We start from the raw sequence: 14,491 nt of genomic DNA, 5'->3' as shown, positions 1-14,491 counted from the left end.
CATGACCACCAGCAGACACGAGGCATTATGAATCTGGCTTATATTCCCTCACCGACCTTCTCCAAATTCCAGGTCGGCCCGTTCACCATCCACATGTACGCCATCTGCATCCTGATCGGCATCTGCGTGGCCGTTTGGATCCTCACCACGCGGTGGAAGCGGTACGGGGGTAATTTCGACCAGATCCTCGACACCACGCTGGTCACCGTGCCCTGCGCTCTGGTCGGCGCGCGTCTCTACCACTGCATCACCACGCCGAGCGCCTACTTCCCGCCCACCGGCGACCTGGTGAACATCCTCAAGGTGTGGGAAGGCGGCATGGCCATCTTCGGAGGCATCTCCGTGGGTGCGCTCACCGCCTTCCTGTGGTGCCGTCATCGTCACTACCCGTTCGGCATCTTCGCCGACTCCATCGCCCCCGCGCTGCTGGTCGCCCAGGCCATCGGCCGTCTCGGCAACTGGTTCAACCAGGAGCTCTACGGCTGGCCCACCAACCTGCCATGGGGCCTGAAGCTCAACGACGCGGATGCCATCGGCAAATCCGAGATCTGCTATAACGGCTCCCAGTGCCCGGACTACACCACCACGCTGTTCCACCCCACCTTCCTGTACGAGATGATCTGGAACCTCATCGGTGCCGCGCTGATCGTCATCCTCGGCCGTAAGCTTGCGGACCGTCTCAAGGCCGGCCAGCAGTTCGCCATGTACATGATGTGGTACGGACTGGGCCGCACCTGGATCGAGAACGTGCGTATCAACTACTCCACGGTGATCCTGGGCCTGAGGACCAACGTATGGACCGCCATCATCGTGTTCGTGCTTGGCTGCATCCTCTTCGTGGTGCTCTACCAGTACGGACCGGACGTGAACGCCCAGGCGCGTAGGCTGCAGGAGGTCACCGCGGACGAACTCGAACGTCAAAGCGTCGAGGAAGAGAAGAACAAGCAAAAGAAGCGTTAACGGCGACTCGCAACACGGGCACCAGCCCGATGCAAGTCCGATTTGAAAGATAAGGTAAGGAACCATGAGTATTGCAATCGCCCCCAGCATCCTGTCCGCCGACTTCTGCAACCTTGAGCGCGATCTCAAGGCCATCTCCAACGCCGATCTGGTCCACGTCGATGTGATGGACCATCATTTCGTGCCGAACCTCACCCTCGGCGAGCCGATCGTGGGTCGCATCTGCCAGGTCACCGACCTGCCCGTGGACGTCCACCTCATGATCGAGGATCCGGACCGCTGGGCCCCCGAGTACGCCAAGCTCGGCGCCGCCTCCGTGTCCTTCCACATGGGCGCCACCCACGCCCCGGTGCGTCTGGCCCGCCAGCTGCGCGACATGGGTTGCAAGGCCTGCTTCGCGGTGCGCCCGGCCGAACCGGTCGAGCCGATTTTCGACATCCTCGACGAGTTCGACATGATTCTCGTCATGACCGTCGAGCCCGGCTTCGGCGGCCAGAAGTTCCTCGACAACCAGATGGCCAAGGTGCGCCGCCTGCGCGACGAGATTACCCGCCGCGGCCTCAAGACCCGCATCCAGGTCGATGGCGGCGTGAGCCCCAAGACCGCGCACATCGTGGCCGAGGCCGGCGCCGACGTGCTCGTGGCCGGCTCCGCCGTCTACGGCGCCGAGAGCCCCGCCCAGGCCATCGACGACATTCGTGCCAAGGCCGAGGCCGCATACAAGGACTGAGCCGTTTTGGCATGGGCATCGTCGTCCGCATCGCATCAACTGCGTCTGACGATGCCCGTACCGACGAGCAAACCATATACAACCCAAGGAAACACGAAAACATGAAGACGTTTGAATCCCTGTTCGCCGAACTGAGCGAAAAGGCCCAGACCCGCCCCGAAGGCTCCCTGACCGTCGACGAACTGGACAAGGGCACCCACTTCATCGGCAAGAAGATCGTCGAGGAAGCCTCCGAAACCTGGATGGCCGCCGAATACGAGGGCGCCGACCGCACCGCCGAGGAGATGAGCCAGCTCATCTACCACGTGCAGGTCATGATGATCAAGCACGGCCTGACCCTTGAGGACGTCTACAAGCACCTGTGAGTGCACCCGGCGGGGTGAAACCGACAAACAGGACCGACGCGGTCCGGCTTCACCCCGCCATCATCAACACATCAACCAATTTCGCGCCGAACCAGACTCCCGTCAGGGGAGAGGAGCACTCATGCTGAGAATCGCCGTACCGAACAAGGGCATGCTTTCCGAGCCCGCATGGAACATGCTGGCCGAAGCCGGCTACCGTCTGCGCACCAACCCGCGTCAGCTCGTCGTCCAGGATCCGGACAACGACATCGAGCTGTTCTACCTGCGTCCGCTGGACATTGCCGTGTACGTGGGCCGTGGCGCCATCGACGTCGGCATCACCGGCGAGGACCTGCTCAAGAACTCCGGCACGGAAGCCATCGAGCACCTGCCGCTGGGCTTCGGTGCCTCCACCTTCCGCTTCGCCGCCCCGAACGATTCCCCGATCAGCAAGCTCGAGGACATCCAGGGCAAGCGCGTGGCCACCACGTTCGACAAGCTCGTCCACGACTACCTCGTGGAGCACGGCGTCGAGGCCGAGACCATCCACCTGGACGGTGCGGTCGAATCCTCCGTGCAGCTCGGCGTGGCCGACCTCATCGCCGACGTGGTCTCCACCGGCACCACCCTGCGCAACGCCGGCCTGCGCGTGTTTGCCGACCCGCTCATGCACTCCGAGGCATGCCTGATCCGCTCCCCGCGCCTGGACGAGAAGGATCCTCGTCTCGCTGTGCTTTCCCGTCGTCTTCAGGGCGTACTCACCGCCCACCAGTACGTGCTCATGGATTACGACATCCCGGTGAGCAAGGTGGCCGCGGCCGTGTCCGTGACCCCTGGTTTCGAAAGCCCCACCATCTCCCCGCTGCACGACAAGCAGTGGAACGCCGTGCGCGTGATGGTGCCCAAGGCCACCGTGAACCAGCTGATGGATGATTTGTATGAAGTCGGCGCGCGAGGCATCATCGTTACCGCCCTGCAGGCTTCGCGCATGTAGGCTATTAGGCAGTATGACCAACCAGAAAGCCAACACCAGATACAGCCCGGAGGCGCGGGACATCTATTTCACCGTGCCGAATCTCATCAGTGCGCTGCGCATCATCTCCATCCCGTTCATCACCGTTCTGGTGTCACGGCACGAGATGATCGCCGCACTGGTGCTGATCGCCATCTCCTCGGCGTCTGATGGGCTGGACGGCATCATCGCACGCAAGTTCAACCAGGTCAGCAAGATCGGCCAAATCCTCGACCCCATCGCCGATCGTCTGCTGATCTTCTGCTCGATTCTGGCCCTCGGCATCGCGGGCATCATCCCATGGTGGATGCTGATCATCGTGGGACTGCGCGACCTGTGGATGGCCATTCAGGTGCTTTGGCTCGCCCAGTACGATTACGGCCCGCTGCCCGTGCACTTCGTGGGCAAGGCCGGCACCGCGTTGCTCATGATCTCCATCGTGGGCCTGATCTTCGCGGATCTGGGCACGTCCACCTTCTTCCACCTGCTCTACCTCGCCGCGCTGGCGGCTGGTATCTGGGGCTTGGCCATGTATTGGCTCGCCGGATACATCTACACCAGGCAGGGCGTCTCGTTGCTGCGCAAGGAGCTGGGGGAGCGGCATGCCTCTTGATTCCACGGCCCCGGTCTCGTTCCCCGTATCCAAGGAGAACGAGCCGGTGCGCCGTCGCTCGGTGTTCTCCGCCTCCGTACGCGGGGTGGAATCACACCATGCGCTTTCCCCGGATGACGCCGCGGCCATCCGCACCCGTCGACGCCGCAAGACCAACGACGACTCCCTGCGCCTCATCGACGACCTCGTCAACCGTCCCATGGACCCGATGTTCCATGACGCCCGGCTTGTCCATGAGCACCGCTCCACGTTCTCCATCTGGGTGAACCGCATCGTCGTGTTCCTCATCTGCGTGGCCGTGGGATTCGCCGGCAGCCTGTTCGTCCAGCAGCTCCAGTCCGACCCGCGCAAACAGGTGCGGCAGACGCTCAGCAGCCAGCTGGAGGATCGCAACACGCAGATCGACGAAATCACCCAGCAGGTCAACGATCTGCGCAGCAAGGTGGATGCCCAATCCAAGAAGATCTCCGGATCGGTCAAAAGCGCCCCCCTTCTGCCGGACGAGATGCTCAACGGCACCGTGGCGGTCGAAGGCGAAGGCATCACGATGACCCTGGCCGACCCCATCGCCGCCAGCCAGTCGGACCAAACCTCCTCGTCCAGGGTCGGCACCTCCACCTCCATCCGCGTGGTCACCGATCTCGACCTGCAGCAGCTCGTGTCCCTGATGTTCCAGAACGGCGCGGAAGCCATCGCCATCAACGGCAACCGGCTCGGCGCACAGACCTCGATCCGCAAGGCCGGTGGACACATCCTCATCGGCATGACCGCAATCCAAAGCCCGTACACCATCGAGGCCATCGGCGACAAGAACGCGCTGGCCGAGGCCATGGGGGAACGGAAACTCGCAAGCCTTTACGAATCCTTCAAAGAAGCAGGCATTTACCCGCAGGTGAGCAAATCCAATTCGATTACACTTGAGGCAGCGGTGGCTGGAGAGGTCCAGTACGCGGAAAGGAACGAGTAATGGCAGCCGTTCTCGGACTGATCATCGGCGTGGTCGTCGGCGTGTTTGTGAAGCCGGACATCCCGGTCATCGTCCAGCCGTATCTGCCGATCATGGTGGTCGCCGCGCTTGACGCCCTGCTCGGCGCCGCTCGCGCCTACTTCGAACGCAGCTTCTCCGACCGCGTCTTCGTAATCTCCTTCTTCGCCAACGTGATCACCGCCACGCTGCTCGTGTTCCTCGGCAACCAGCTCGGCGTGGGTTCCCAGCTGCAGACCGCCGTCATCGTGGTCCTCGGCATCCGCATCTTCTCGAACGTGTCCGCCATCAGGCGCTTCATCTTCCGCAGCTGACGAGGGGAGCCCAGAGGTATGGCCAGACGCGCGAAATCGAACAACATGCTGGAGAAGATGCGGGACCAGCATGCCCAGGACACCGTCAACGACCGGATGGAAACCGGTTCGTTTCCCACCGTCCGCAAGAAGCCGCGTCGCAACACGAACCGCGGGGGACTGCGCTCCCGGTTGCTGTCCTCCGTGCTCGTCACCCTCATGTGCGCGCTGCTGGGCTTCGCCTACATGACCCAGATCAACAACAGCAAATCCACGTACGAGACGCTGGACGAAAGCGAGCTCGTCCGCCTGCTCAACGAGTCGAACACGCAGATTACCAACCTCGAACAGCGCAAAAGTCAACTCACCGAACAGCTCAACTCACTGAAATCCGCGGCCAACGAACGGGATCAGGCCCGCAAGATCGCCAAGCAGAACGAGGAGACCAGCGGCCTGATCTCCGGCCGTCTGCCGGCCAAGGGTCCCGGCATCACCGTGCGCGTAAGCCGCGGCTCCACCAAGGTGGACGCCTCCATCATGTTCACCCTCATCGAGGAGCTGCGCAACGCCGGCGCCGAGGTCATCGCCATCAACGACGTGCGCGTCGTGGCATCCACATACATCCAGGACGCCGACGAAGGCCTCATCGCGGACGGCACCGCCATCTCGCCCACCTACGTGGTCAAGGCCATCGGCAACCCGCAGGAACTGTCCAACGCCGTGGACATCGCGGGTGGCGTCGGCGCCCAGCTGCAGGTCAAATACGGCGCCACCGTGGACGTGCGCTCCTCGGACAACATCGTCATCGATGAGATACACGAGGCTACGCAAAGCAATTATGCGAAAACCGTAGAGTAGGGAGTAAACTGAAATATTATGACTGATCCGATTCCTAGCGCAGGCGAAACCACCATCATCGGTCTGCCCGCCATTAACGTACTGCCCATCACCTCCACCGGCGACCGTCCGCTCACCCAGGACGATCTGGACACCATCACCCGCCTGTCCGACGGCACGGCGCTGCTGATCTCCACCCGAGGCGCGGTATCCGGCTCCCGTTATCTGCTGGACGAGGATGAAATCACCGTGGGCCGTGACCCGCGCGCGGACATCCTGCTGGACGACTCCACCGTGTCCCGCCAGCACGCCGTGTTCCGCCGCGTCAACGGCCAGTTCTCCGTCATCGACGCCGGTAGCCTCAACGGCACGTACGTGAACCGCCAGCGCGTCGATCAGGCCGTCCTGAAGAACGGCGACGAGATCATGATCGGCAAGTTCCGCCTCATGTTCTTCACCAAGTCGGCCGTCATCTCGCAGTAGCAGCCGACTTGTTTCCCGTGTTCGCCATCAGGGCCAACGCCGTCGCGAACACGGGAGAACGTCCATCGTCGGCCGCGATGCGACGGAAACGCCATGATGCCGCACCCGATGGCCGTGCCCAATGAAGGGGGAGTGCGATGGAACAGACCGAGCTGCATCTCCATGTTCCGCTGCGCGAGCAGACGAATCTGAACGCGCCGGCGATTCAGGGGGAACTGTTCTCCAGCGGCGACTCCGAGGAACCTAAGCGCGGATATCGCGGCACCGTGGCATCCAAGGTGGCCGGCATCACCTACCGACAGCTCGATTATTGGGCGCGTAAGCAGATCGTGGAGCCGTCAATCACCCCTTCACATGGCTCCGGTTCACGCCGCTTGTATTCCTTCAAGGATGTGGTGATTCTCGCCGTATCCAAAAGACTGCTGGACGCCGGCGTGAACCTGCAGAACGTCACCGCGGCCATCGGCTTCCTTACCCAGCGCAGCACCGACCAGCTCGCCAACGTGACCATCATGTGCGACGGTCAGGAAGTGCACGAATGCACCACCAGCGAACAGATGCTCGAACTGCTGCAAAGCGGCAAGGCGGTGTTCGCCGTGTCGGTCGGCTCGCTCTGGCATCAGATCGAAGCCGCATTGGAGCACGAGGATTACGTGGATCTGGCCGCCAATCCGGCTTCCATAACCACGTCGCGGCCTATCGACGAGCTCACGGCCATGCGCATGCGCAAGAAGCTGGAGACGCAGCGACGACAGCGTGAACAGGCCATGCAATAGCTATGGTCGGATTTTGCGTATTGCATATTAGCTGATTGACAACGTTTGCAATATAGGGGAGCAGCATACTGCGCGTACCTTGAAATTGCTTGATTCCGGAGGTTCCTGAACCATGACGTTACTCGTCGAACTGCTGCCCGCGGCACTGTGGATCATCGCCGTGGTCATGGCGGCGAACATCATCGGGCTCACGGTGCTGCGCGGCCAGGTGTTCACGCCGAGGTCTAGGCGCGGAGCCGTCAACCCGGTGAGCTGGACCGTGGTCATGGCGCATGTGGCGTCGTTTATCATGGCGATTGTGCCGTTTCCTGTATATGCGTTGACCGCCGACGCCATGGATGTGGATGTGCGTGCGTTCTACGAACAGAACGCGCTGGCCGGCGCGATCATCGTCATCGTGCTGGTGATGGCTGAAATCGCCGTGATGTACGTGCAGGCACGGCATGCGATGGAAACCGAAATGGACCGGCGTATCGGCAGCGCTGCCGGGCGTGATAGGAACAATAGCAAGTCGGCGTAACGATTCTTTGCCAGGACATAAAACGTGTTCCATGCACAGTAGAAAATAAGTCGTAAATAAACAGGTTTCGGTAATGAACGATAATTAGCAGAGAGATGATTTAGCCCTTGGAATCAATTGGTTTCAAGGGCTTTATCTTATGTATGTTTCTTATATCCGATAACGTACGTTATGTCAGATTGATGATTCTGATATGTCAACGACGCTCTCCAAATAACGCTGACCCAAATTATTACCATAAGAAAAACCGCGCCCCTCAGCCAACCTCACGATGATACGCATCATCATTCGTCGGTCGAAGGAAGCGGCAATCAAAAAACAAGGCTCTGTTAAACCAAGATTGACATGAATCCCACCGGACTACCCCTCAGTCGGCTTCGCCGCCAGCTCGTCCTGCAATCATGGACGAACTTCGTTCGCGTTCTGTTGGGCTCGACTGTCGTCTCGCACATCGCCTACAAACAGCTCCGCTGTTTGCTTCACGGCAATGTCCTGACAAGGGGAGCCAAGAATAAGGGGCATGTCAATGCCTGGTTTAACAGAGCCAAAAACAATGCAATCAGTGCGTCGCGAAATACCGGTTGACCGCGTCCTCAAGCTGGTCCGTGGTCTCGATGATTTCGTAGACGCCGTGTTCCTCCATCTCGCCGGCCGGAGCGTAGCCCCAGCGGCAGCCGATGGTGTCCAGACCGCAGGCACGGGCGCCATCGATGTCCGTGTAACGATCGCCGATCATCACGGCCTTATCGCCGGCCGCGGCGTCGAAACCGATCTTGTCGAAGCAGTACCGGATCACCTGGTCCTTGTCGAGACGGCTGTTGTCCTTGGACGCGCCGTAGATGCCGTCCAGCAGTTCGGTCAGGTGGAAGTGCTCGCAAATCGGCACGCACTGGTATTCCGGCTTGCAGCTGGCCAGCGCCAGGTAATAACCGTCCTCACGCAGCTTCGTAAGCTGCTCGCGAATGCCCGGGAACACCACGTTCACCAGACGACCGGGCACCTTGTTACCAGGCTCGTTCGGGTCGTCGAACACGGCCTTGTCGGCATAGTAGCTGCGGTAGATGTCCACAGCGTGGTCCAGTTCGTCCTCCGGCACATGGTTGCGCTGCAGGGATTCGATGATGGCCGGTCCGATGAAACGATGCAGTTCGGCGTCATCCGGCACCGGGCGGCCCAGGGCCTCGAAGGTCTTGACGACGGATGCGATGATGCCGCCATCGGATTTGGTCAGTGTGCCGTCGAGGTCCAGCAGGACCACATTCCTCGGGTGCTGTGCCATTGTGAGGTCTACTCCCCTGTCGTTGTTCTTGAAAAACCTACGCGCCAGACGTGTGGTTCGGGCCACACGCGCTACGTACCAGCAATGATTATGCCCAGTCGGTTTGACTGGGCATAAAGTTCACGTGTTGTTCATGTGGTCGTGCGGGCCGGCAACACCGGAATCGCTTACGACCGCTCGCGGCGAATCACTCGTAGTCGGGGATCCAACCGTCACGGTGCATCTGCAGGCGCTTTTCGAGCAGCGTGGCGAGCTCTTCCTCGCTGCGGCGTTCAAGCAGCATGTCCCAGTGCGTACGGGTGGGCTTGGCGATCTCGTCGCCCTCACGGTCCTCGTCGCCCTCACGATGCGCCACGGCACCGCAACGGCACTCCCATTCGTCCGGCACTTCGGCACCCTCGGCGAACGGCAGGATGGTGCGGTGGCCCTTCGGGCACACGTATGCCACATCGTTCCTGGCGGCGAAGTCCACGTTGTCATCGGACTCCAGCGACTTCGCGCCGATGCTCATACCCCTCAAGCTGCGTTCTGCCATATCGGCATCCTCCTTGAATAATTCGTAACCGTACCAATTTACGCAACAGTTCGGACTTGGACTCTATTCCGGCGGCTTGCTGTCGAACCGCTACCGATTCGCCGCCGGATATCCTCGTCAGTCCACACCCGAGTAGGCCACCACGCCGCGATTGACGCGATCCGCGGCCTCACGGGCGGTATCGGCCAGCGCTTCTCCCCCGTCGAACGGCAACGGGCCGGCAACGGCGATCTGCTGGAGCACGTCCGCCAGACGCTTGGCCGTGCGCACGAAGTCGCCGCCGGTCATGTCCGTGCCGTACAGGCAGGCCGCGAGCGAGGCCCCGTCAGCCCATTCGTACATGATGTCCACGATGCCGAAGTCAGGCTGGGCGAGTTCGGTGAGGCCGTAATCCTCGCACAGCGCATCGATGTGCGCGCAGACGCCCTTAAGCTTGGAGGAAGCAATGGCGATGCGCCCGGAGACACCGCCGGGGTAGTGACGTGGCTCGCCCTCTCCCCCACGCCTGGCCTCATACACCAGGGCGGAGAGCACCGCGGCCAGACCATTGGCGTCAAGCTTGTCGAAGGTGCCGGCCAGCAGCGCCTCGCACAGTTCCAGATCATGCTCGCTGTAGATGCGGCGCAGCAGACGGCCCTTGTCCGTCAGCGTCATGTCGATGCGCCCATCCGCATCCTCATGGCGTTCCAGATAGCCGAGTTCGGTCAGGATGTCGCAGATGCGGTCGAACTGGCGGGCCACGGAGCCGGTGCGGGAATCGTACCGGTTGGTCACACGCTCCAGTTCGCGCGTCTCACGGGCCCAGCGATGTCCCCACTTGAGGTGCTGTTGCAAATCCGGGCAGTTGCGGCAAGGATGTTGGCGCTCGGCCTTGCGCAGTTCCTGGATGCGTGTCTCAAGGTCACGGAACGCCTTGCTGCGTTCCTGGTCGGTGAGGAACACCTCATGCTTGAGTTTGCGCCGGCCGTCCTTTTCCAGAGAGCTCAGTTCCATGCGCAGCGTCATGAACTCCTTGAAATCGCCGTGGCTGCACTGGAACGCCTGTTCGTAGCCGGCAAGTGCGGTCTTGAGCGTGGTCATCTGCGATTCCAGCTGCCAGGCGGATTCATTGGCCTCCCATTGGGCGAACGACTGGTCGAGCGTCACGCGGGCGGTCTCGTAATCGCTGGAATTGAGCAGGTTGACCGCCATGTTGAACGTGGGACGGAAGCTTGAATGCAGCGGATAGACGCGCTTGGAGGACAGGGCTGCGGCCGTGGCGGGCACGAAACCGTGATGATCCACCACGATGGCATGGCCGATGGTATCGATGCCGCGGCGACCTGCACGGCCCGTCAGCTGCGTGAATTCGCCGGGCGTCAGACCCACATGTCCGGTGCCATCGAACTTCTCCAATTTCTCGACCACCACGCAGCGGGCCGGCATGTTGATGCCGAGGGCCAGCGTCTCGGTGGCGAACACCATCTTGACCAGTCCCTCCTCGAACAGTCGTTCGACGATCTGACGGAACAGGGCGATCATGCCGGCATGATGCGAGGCGAATCCCTCTTCCAGCGCGAAGCGGAACTTGGAGAAGTGCAGCGCTTTCAGGTCCTCCTGGGTAAGCTGACCGTCCACCATCTCGTCCACGATGCGGCGGATGCGCACGGCCTCCTCGTCCGTGGTGAGTTCGAGACCGGCGTTGATGCACTGCTCGACGGCCTGATCGCAGCCGTTGCGCGAGAAGATGAAGTAGATGCCGGGCAACATGTCCAGGAAGTGCAGCTCGTCCACCACGGCCCATCGGCGGGGCGTGTACCGTTCGGGCTTGAGCTGTCCGCCGTGGCGGGGCTTGCCGCCCTTGAAGCCCTTGCGTTTGTCCGGCCGCTGTTCGCCGCGGCGGCGTGCGGCCTTGCGGTCCAGCTGATCGAGCCGGTTGATGAGTTCGGCGTTGATCTTCACGGTCTGCTCGCCGTTGGCGTCTCGACGATAGAGATCCAACACCTCCGGTTCGGTGTGTTCGTCGGCCTGCACCAGCACGTGCTGCTCGAGCGGGACCGGTCGGTGTTCGCTGATGACCAGTTTGGTCTCGCCCCTGACCGAGGCGATCCAGTTGGAGAAGTCCTCCACGTTGGACACGGTGGCGGACAGGCCCACGATCTTCACCGATTTGGGCAGGTGGATGATGACTTCCTCCCACACGGGCCCACGGAACTTGTCGGCCAGATAGTGGACCTCGTCCAGAATCACGTATCGCAGGGCGGAGAGCGTGGACGAACGCTCGTAGAGCATATTGCGCAGCACTTCGGTGGTCATCACCACGATGTCCGCCTCGGAGTTGATGGAAGTGTCGCCGGTCAGCAATCCCACACGGTCCGGCCCGTACACGTTCACCAGATCATGGTATTTCTGGTTGCTCAGTGCCTTGATGGGGGTCGTGTAGAAGGCCTTGACGTTGCGTTCCTGAGCGAGGTAGATGGCGAAATCGGCCACCACGGTCTTACCGGCGCCAGTGGGTGCCGCGACCAGCACGTTGCTGCCATTCTCCAGGGCCTCATTGGCCTCGATCTGGAAATCATCGAGATCGAACGGGAGCGTGGCGGCGAACTTGGATGCCACGGAGGCACGCTGACGCTTGACCTTCTGGAAGGCGGCATACCGTTGCGAGGGGCTCAGGTTCCGGGATTGCGAGTCATCCTTGCTGTGATGGTGACGTGCCATGATGCCTTCCGTATGGGAGTGTTAGTTATTGAAGCGTTTCCAACGGCTCCATGCCTGCGCGTGGCGTTCACGCTTGACAGCCTTGCGCCTGAGCACGGTCGCGTAGGTATCGGCATAGCGTTCCTGTGCCACGCTCAGGGGTTGGGTGAACAGCGGCGGTTCGGAAAAGTCAGTGGATTCGCCGGGTTCGCCCATTGCGGACATGCGTTCGCCGACCTGCTCGGCCACACCGGACATGTCTCTAAGCGCACGCAGTCCGTGAATACCGGCGTAGACCAGCCCGGCGACGATCATGCCCAGCATGAACAGGGCCAATACCAGCCATATCCACCAAGGCATGACGTCTCCTTCTCTTACGGTGTACTTAAACCGTCGTTACTAATCCGCGCGGCCGATGCGGTCGCGTACGGAATGAACGGACGACGATCCGTTATCGTTCTACCGCAACTGTACCGCGTGGTCTGTGTATCGTCTGATTATTTGTTGTCCTTGCCGTCGCTGATGCTGAGCTCGCGTTCGGCGCGGGCCACAATCATCGTACGCAGCGTGTCCGGGGCCACGGCCGTGATGTGACGGGCGTGGGAGATGCAGAACGCCACGAACCAGGAGTCGGAGGACACGGTCAGGTGCACCTTCTCCCCCGCCCCGCAATGCTCCACGGTGGCGCCGGGCAGAGTCTTGATGAACGGCAGGTCACGCTGATCGGTGATGAACACCGCTTCGGTGCCATTGTCGAAACTCCACTTGCGCAGCTCGGCGACCGGCACGTTCGGCACATCGAGTTCCTTGGTGGGCTTGACCAGCTCCGCCTTCTCGATGCGGGCCAAACGCAACACCTGCCATACGCGCGGCTTGCCCGTGGCCTTGTCGATGCTCATGTCCTTGGCGACGTACGACTTCTTGTCCTTGGGGGCCGCGGAACCGACATCCGTATAGACGGCCGCATAATACACGCCCTCGTCAATGAAGATCTTGAAGGGCGCCACCAGCTTGCGGCGCAGGCGTCCCGTGCCGTCCGTGTATTCCATGTCCAGCAACGAATCGGTGTTGATGGCGCGCTTGACCACGGAGAAGCTTCGCGGTTCGAGTTCGTAGCCGGTCAGGCTCAGCCACGGGGTCTGACCGGGCGTGACGTGCCGGCGCAGGCGCAGGTACAGCGATTCCGCCTGGTTACGCTGCTTGTCCGGCAGCAACGGCGAATGGGCCAGGTAGCTGACCGAAGCCGTGAGCATGCTCAGGTACTGCGGCGAAATGCCGGCCAGACGCTCCAGTCCCAGCGAATTGGTGGCGGAAACGATGCCCTCGGCATCCAGCAACGGCCAGTCGATGTCGAAGAACTGGCTACCGGCCATCTCGCCGTCGTCGGACACGGTGGTGAGCGTATTGATGTCCTTGTGGATGATGTTCACGAACTTCTTAAGCTCGTCATCATTCTTGGGCTTGCCGATGAAGCGCACCGCGAGTTCGCCCATGGAGAACTCCTCGCCCAGATGGGCGGAGAGGAACAGCATCAGGCGCAGACGACGATCCACTTCGCTGCCGGTCTGGAACGCGGCACCGCTCTTCTTGTTCTGGGCCTTGATGGACTCCGGATCGCCGGGCTCACTCACATCGCGGCTGATGGACGGGGAAACCACGGAGGCACTCACCGGGCTCGCCGACTCGTCCGCCAGCGTGAACTGGCTGGCAGCGTGCAGACGGCGATGATAGGCATCCACGGCCTCCTGCGGGCTCACGATGGTGGCGCCGGGATGCTCCAGCACATACATGGCCAGATCGTCGGAATCGGTGTACGCCACGTTGAGGTGTTCGCCATCCACTTCCACGGTGGCGGCGAAACGGCGGGAGTCGATGACCTTGACCAGCGAGTCGGGAATCGGCTGGGTGCCGAGACCAGGGGCGATGGAATCGAGGCCGAGACCGGGAATCGGCGTCTGCGGCACGCGCGGCGTGGTGCGCGAGGCGTGCTGGGTGAGCTGCGACTGGTCGGGCTCGGAGGAGATGGACATGGAGCGGGCCAGGTAGTTGGCCGCTGCGAGCACGGGCATGTCCTCCGGCTCGAACATGAGGCGGATGCGAGGTTCGTCACCAAGCTGCAGACGGTAGGACGCGAAATCCTGGCCCTCAGACTTGGACGAGTATTCGGGCTGGCGGGACTCGATGGCGATGCCCATGGCGGCGAGCTTGGCACGGTCACGCTGGAACTGCTTGGCGAACGCGGCCTTGGCGGCCTGATCAGCCAGTTCACCATAGGAATCCGCATAGGCCTTCACACGCTGCGCAATCTGGCGCGAAGTGAGCCATTGCGGGAACGCCGAAGACAACACGGCCAGTACATCCAGCTCGTGTTTGCCCCACTTATCGGAAAAACGCCGACGTCCGCTCGTGCCTTCTGCCATTAGTCCTCACGTAAAGTTAATGTTT

Annotated in this window: 16 protein-coding genes; 11 read left to right on the top strand and 5 right to left on the bottom strand. The window is 61.6% G+C overall.

Going from position 1 to position 14,491, the window contains the following annotated elements; genetic code table 11:
- Positions 1–27 precede the first annotated feature (27 nt).
- The 11 genes from lgt (at position 28) to DF196_RS01185 (ending at position 7,553) form a co-directional block, all read left to right on the top strand.
- Positions 28–960 (top strand): prolipoprotein diacylglyceryl transferase, encoded by a 933-nt coding sequence (gene lgt / locus DF196_RS01235; protein WP_109056115.1) that lies wholly within the window; start codon positions 28–30, stop codon positions 958–960.
- Between the two features lie 64 nt (positions 961–1,024).
- Positions 1,025–1,690, top strand: a complete 666-nt coding sequence (gene rpe / locus DF196_RS01230) for a ribulose-phosphate 3-epimerase (protein WP_109056114.1) — start codon at positions 1,025–1,027, stop codon at positions 1,688–1,690.
- A 101-nt stretch (positions 1,691–1,791) separates the two neighbouring features.
- A complete protein-coding gene (locus DF196_RS01225; RefSeq protein WP_100495722.1) occupies positions 1,792–2,055 on the top strand; it encodes a phosphoribosyl-ATP diphosphatase in 264 nt (87 codons plus the stop codon).
- A 121-nt stretch (positions 2,056–2,176) separates the two neighbouring features.
- Complete coding sequence (gene hisG / locus DF196_RS01220) at positions 2,177–3,028, top strand: ATP phosphoribosyltransferase (protein WP_109056113.1); 852 nt, start codon at positions 2,177–2,179, stop codon at positions 3,026–3,028.
- Positions 3,029–3,041: 13 nt separating this feature from the next.
- A complete protein-coding gene (locus DF196_RS01215; protein ID WP_109056112.1) occupies positions 3,042–3,659 on the top strand; it encodes a CDP-alcohol phosphatidyltransferase family protein in 618 nt (205 codons plus the stop codon).
- On the top strand, positions 3,649–4,626 hold the full coding sequence (locus DF196_RS01210; RefSeq protein ID WP_109056111.1) for a DUF881 domain-containing protein: 978 nt from the start codon (positions 3,649–3,651) through the stop codon (positions 4,624–4,626). Before DF196_RS01215 ends, DF196_RS01210 begins: the two co-directional genes overlap by 11 nt.
- Positions 4,626–4,958 carry a small basic family protein gene (locus DF196_RS01205; RefSeq protein ID WP_109056110.1) on the top strand — a complete coding sequence of 111 codons (333 nt, stop codon included), beginning with the start codon at positions 4,626–4,628 and terminating at the stop codon, positions 4,956–4,958. The genes DF196_RS01210 and DF196_RS01205 overlap by 1 nt, the downstream gene beginning before the upstream one ends.
- Positions 4,959–4,976: 18 nt before the next feature.
- Complete coding sequence (locus DF196_RS01200) at positions 4,977–5,795, top strand: DUF881 domain-containing protein (RefSeq protein ID WP_109056109.1); 819 nt, start codon at positions 4,977–4,979, stop codon at positions 5,793–5,795.
- An 18-nt stretch (positions 5,796–5,813) separates the two neighbouring features.
- Positions 5,814–6,257 (top strand): FHA domain-containing protein, encoded by a 444-nt coding sequence (locus DF196_RS01195; protein ID WP_109056108.1) that lies wholly within the window; start codon positions 5,814–5,816, stop codon positions 6,255–6,257.
- Between the two features lie 137 nt (positions 6,258–6,394).
- The gene (locus tag DF196_RS01190) at positions 6,395–7,033 is read left to right on the top strand and encodes a MerR family transcriptional regulator (RefSeq protein WP_109056107.1); all 639 of its coding nucleotides are present in this window, start codon (positions 6,395–6,397) and stop codon (positions 7,031–7,033) included.
- Between the two features lie 112 nt (positions 7,034–7,145).
- The gene (locus DF196_RS01185) at positions 7,146–7,553 is read left to right on the top strand and encodes a hypothetical protein (RefSeq protein ID WP_109056106.1); all 408 of its coding nucleotides are present in this window, start codon (positions 7,146–7,148) and stop codon (positions 7,551–7,553) included.
- 559 nt (positions 7,554–8,112) lie between these two features.
- Here the strand turns inward: DF196_RS01185 and DF196_RS01180 are convergent.
- From DF196_RS01180 to DF196_RS01160, 5 genes are all read right to left on the bottom strand, one after another.
- Complete coding sequence (locus tag DF196_RS01180) at positions 8,113–8,832, bottom strand: HAD hydrolase-like protein (RefSeq protein ID WP_109056105.1); 720 nt, start codon at positions 8,830–8,832, stop codon at positions 8,113–8,115.
- 187 nt (positions 8,833–9,019) lie between these two features.
- The gene (locus DF196_RS01175; RefSeq protein WP_109056104.1) at positions 9,020–9,367 is read right to left on the bottom strand and encodes an RNA polymerase-binding protein RbpA; all 348 of its coding nucleotides are present in this window, start codon (positions 9,365–9,367) and stop codon (positions 9,020–9,022) included.
- Between the two features lie 117 nt (positions 9,368–9,484).
- Positions 9,485–12,067, bottom strand: coding sequence for a DEAD/DEAH box helicase (locus tag DF196_RS01170; protein WP_109056103.1), 2,583 nt, complete (start codon positions 12,065–12,067; stop codon positions 9,485–9,487).
- 21 nt (positions 12,068–12,088) lie between these two features.
- Positions 12,089–12,406, bottom strand: coding sequence for a hypothetical protein (locus DF196_RS01165; protein ID WP_109056102.1), 318 nt, complete (start codon positions 12,404–12,406; stop codon positions 12,089–12,091).
- A gap of 137 nt (positions 12,407–12,543) precedes the next feature.
- On the bottom strand, positions 12,544–14,466 hold the full coding sequence (locus DF196_RS01160; RefSeq protein WP_109056101.1) for a helix-turn-helix transcriptional regulator: 1,923 nt from the start codon (positions 14,464–14,466) through the stop codon (positions 12,544–12,546).
- Positions 14,467–14,491: the final 25 nt, after the last annotated feature.

It is taken from the genome of Bifidobacterium callitrichidarum, from assembly GCF_003129905.1.
In the GTDB taxonomy this organism is placed as follows: Bacteria; Actinomycetota; Actinomycetes; order Actinomycetales; family Bifidobacteriaceae; genus Bifidobacterium; species Bifidobacterium callitrichidarum.
This window is presented reverse-complemented; position numbering and strand designations above follow the sequence as displayed.

Coding starts and splice junctions, on each gene's coding strand:
- lgt (WP_109056115.1), top strand. CDS start 28: ATGAATCTGGCTTATATTCCCTCACCGACCTTCTCCAAATTCCAGGTC.
- rpe (WP_109056114.1), top strand. CDS start 1,025: ATGAGTATTGCAATCGCCCCCAGCATCCTGTCCGCCGACTTCTGCAAC.
- DF196_RS01225 (WP_100495722.1), top strand. CDS start 1,792: ATGAAGACGTTTGAATCCCTGTTCGCCGAACTGAGCGAAAAGGCCCAG.
- hisG (WP_109056113.1), top strand. CDS start 2,177: ATGCTGAGAATCGCCGTACCGAACAAGGGCATGCTTTCCGAGCCCGCA.
- DF196_RS01215 (WP_109056112.1), top strand. CDS start 3,042: ATGACCAACCAGAAAGCCAACACCAGATACAGCCCGGAGGCGCGGGAC.
- DF196_RS01210 (WP_109056111.1), top strand. CDS start 3,649: ATGCCTCTTGATTCCACGGCCCCGGTCTCGTTCCCCGTATCCAAGGAG.
- DF196_RS01205 (WP_109056110.1), top strand. CDS start 4,626: ATGGCAGCCGTTCTCGGACTGATCATCGGCGTGGTCGTCGGCGTGTTT.
- DF196_RS01200 (WP_109056109.1), top strand. CDS start 4,977: ATGGCCAGACGCGCGAAATCGAACAACATGCTGGAGAAGATGCGGGAC.
- DF196_RS01195 (WP_109056108.1), top strand. CDS start 5,814: ATGACTGATCCGATTCCTAGCGCAGGCGAAACCACCATCATCGGTCTG.
- DF196_RS01190 (WP_109056107.1), top strand. CDS start 6,395: ATGGAACAGACCGAGCTGCATCTCCATGTTCCGCTGCGCGAGCAGACG.
- DF196_RS01185 (WP_109056106.1), top strand. CDS start 7,146: ATGACGTTACTCGTCGAACTGCTGCCCGCGGCACTGTGGATCATCGCC.
- DF196_RS01180 (WP_109056105.1), bottom strand. CDS start 8,832: ATGGCACAGCACCCGAGGAATGTGGTCCTGCTGGACCTCGACGGCACA.
- DF196_RS01175 (WP_109056104.1), bottom strand. CDS start 9,367: ATGGCAGAACGCAGCTTGAGGGGTATGAGCATCGGCGCGAAGTCGCTG.
- DF196_RS01170 (WP_109056103.1), bottom strand. CDS start 12,067: ATGGCACGTCACCATCACAGCAAGGATGACTCGCAATCCCGGAACCTG.
- DF196_RS01165 (WP_109056102.1), bottom strand. CDS start 12,406: ATGCCTTGGTGGATATGGCTGGTATTGGCCCTGTTCATGCTGGGCATG.
- DF196_RS01160 (WP_109056101.1), bottom strand. CDS start 14,466: ATGGCAGAAGGCACGAGCGGACGTCGGCGTTTTTCCGATAAGTGGGGC.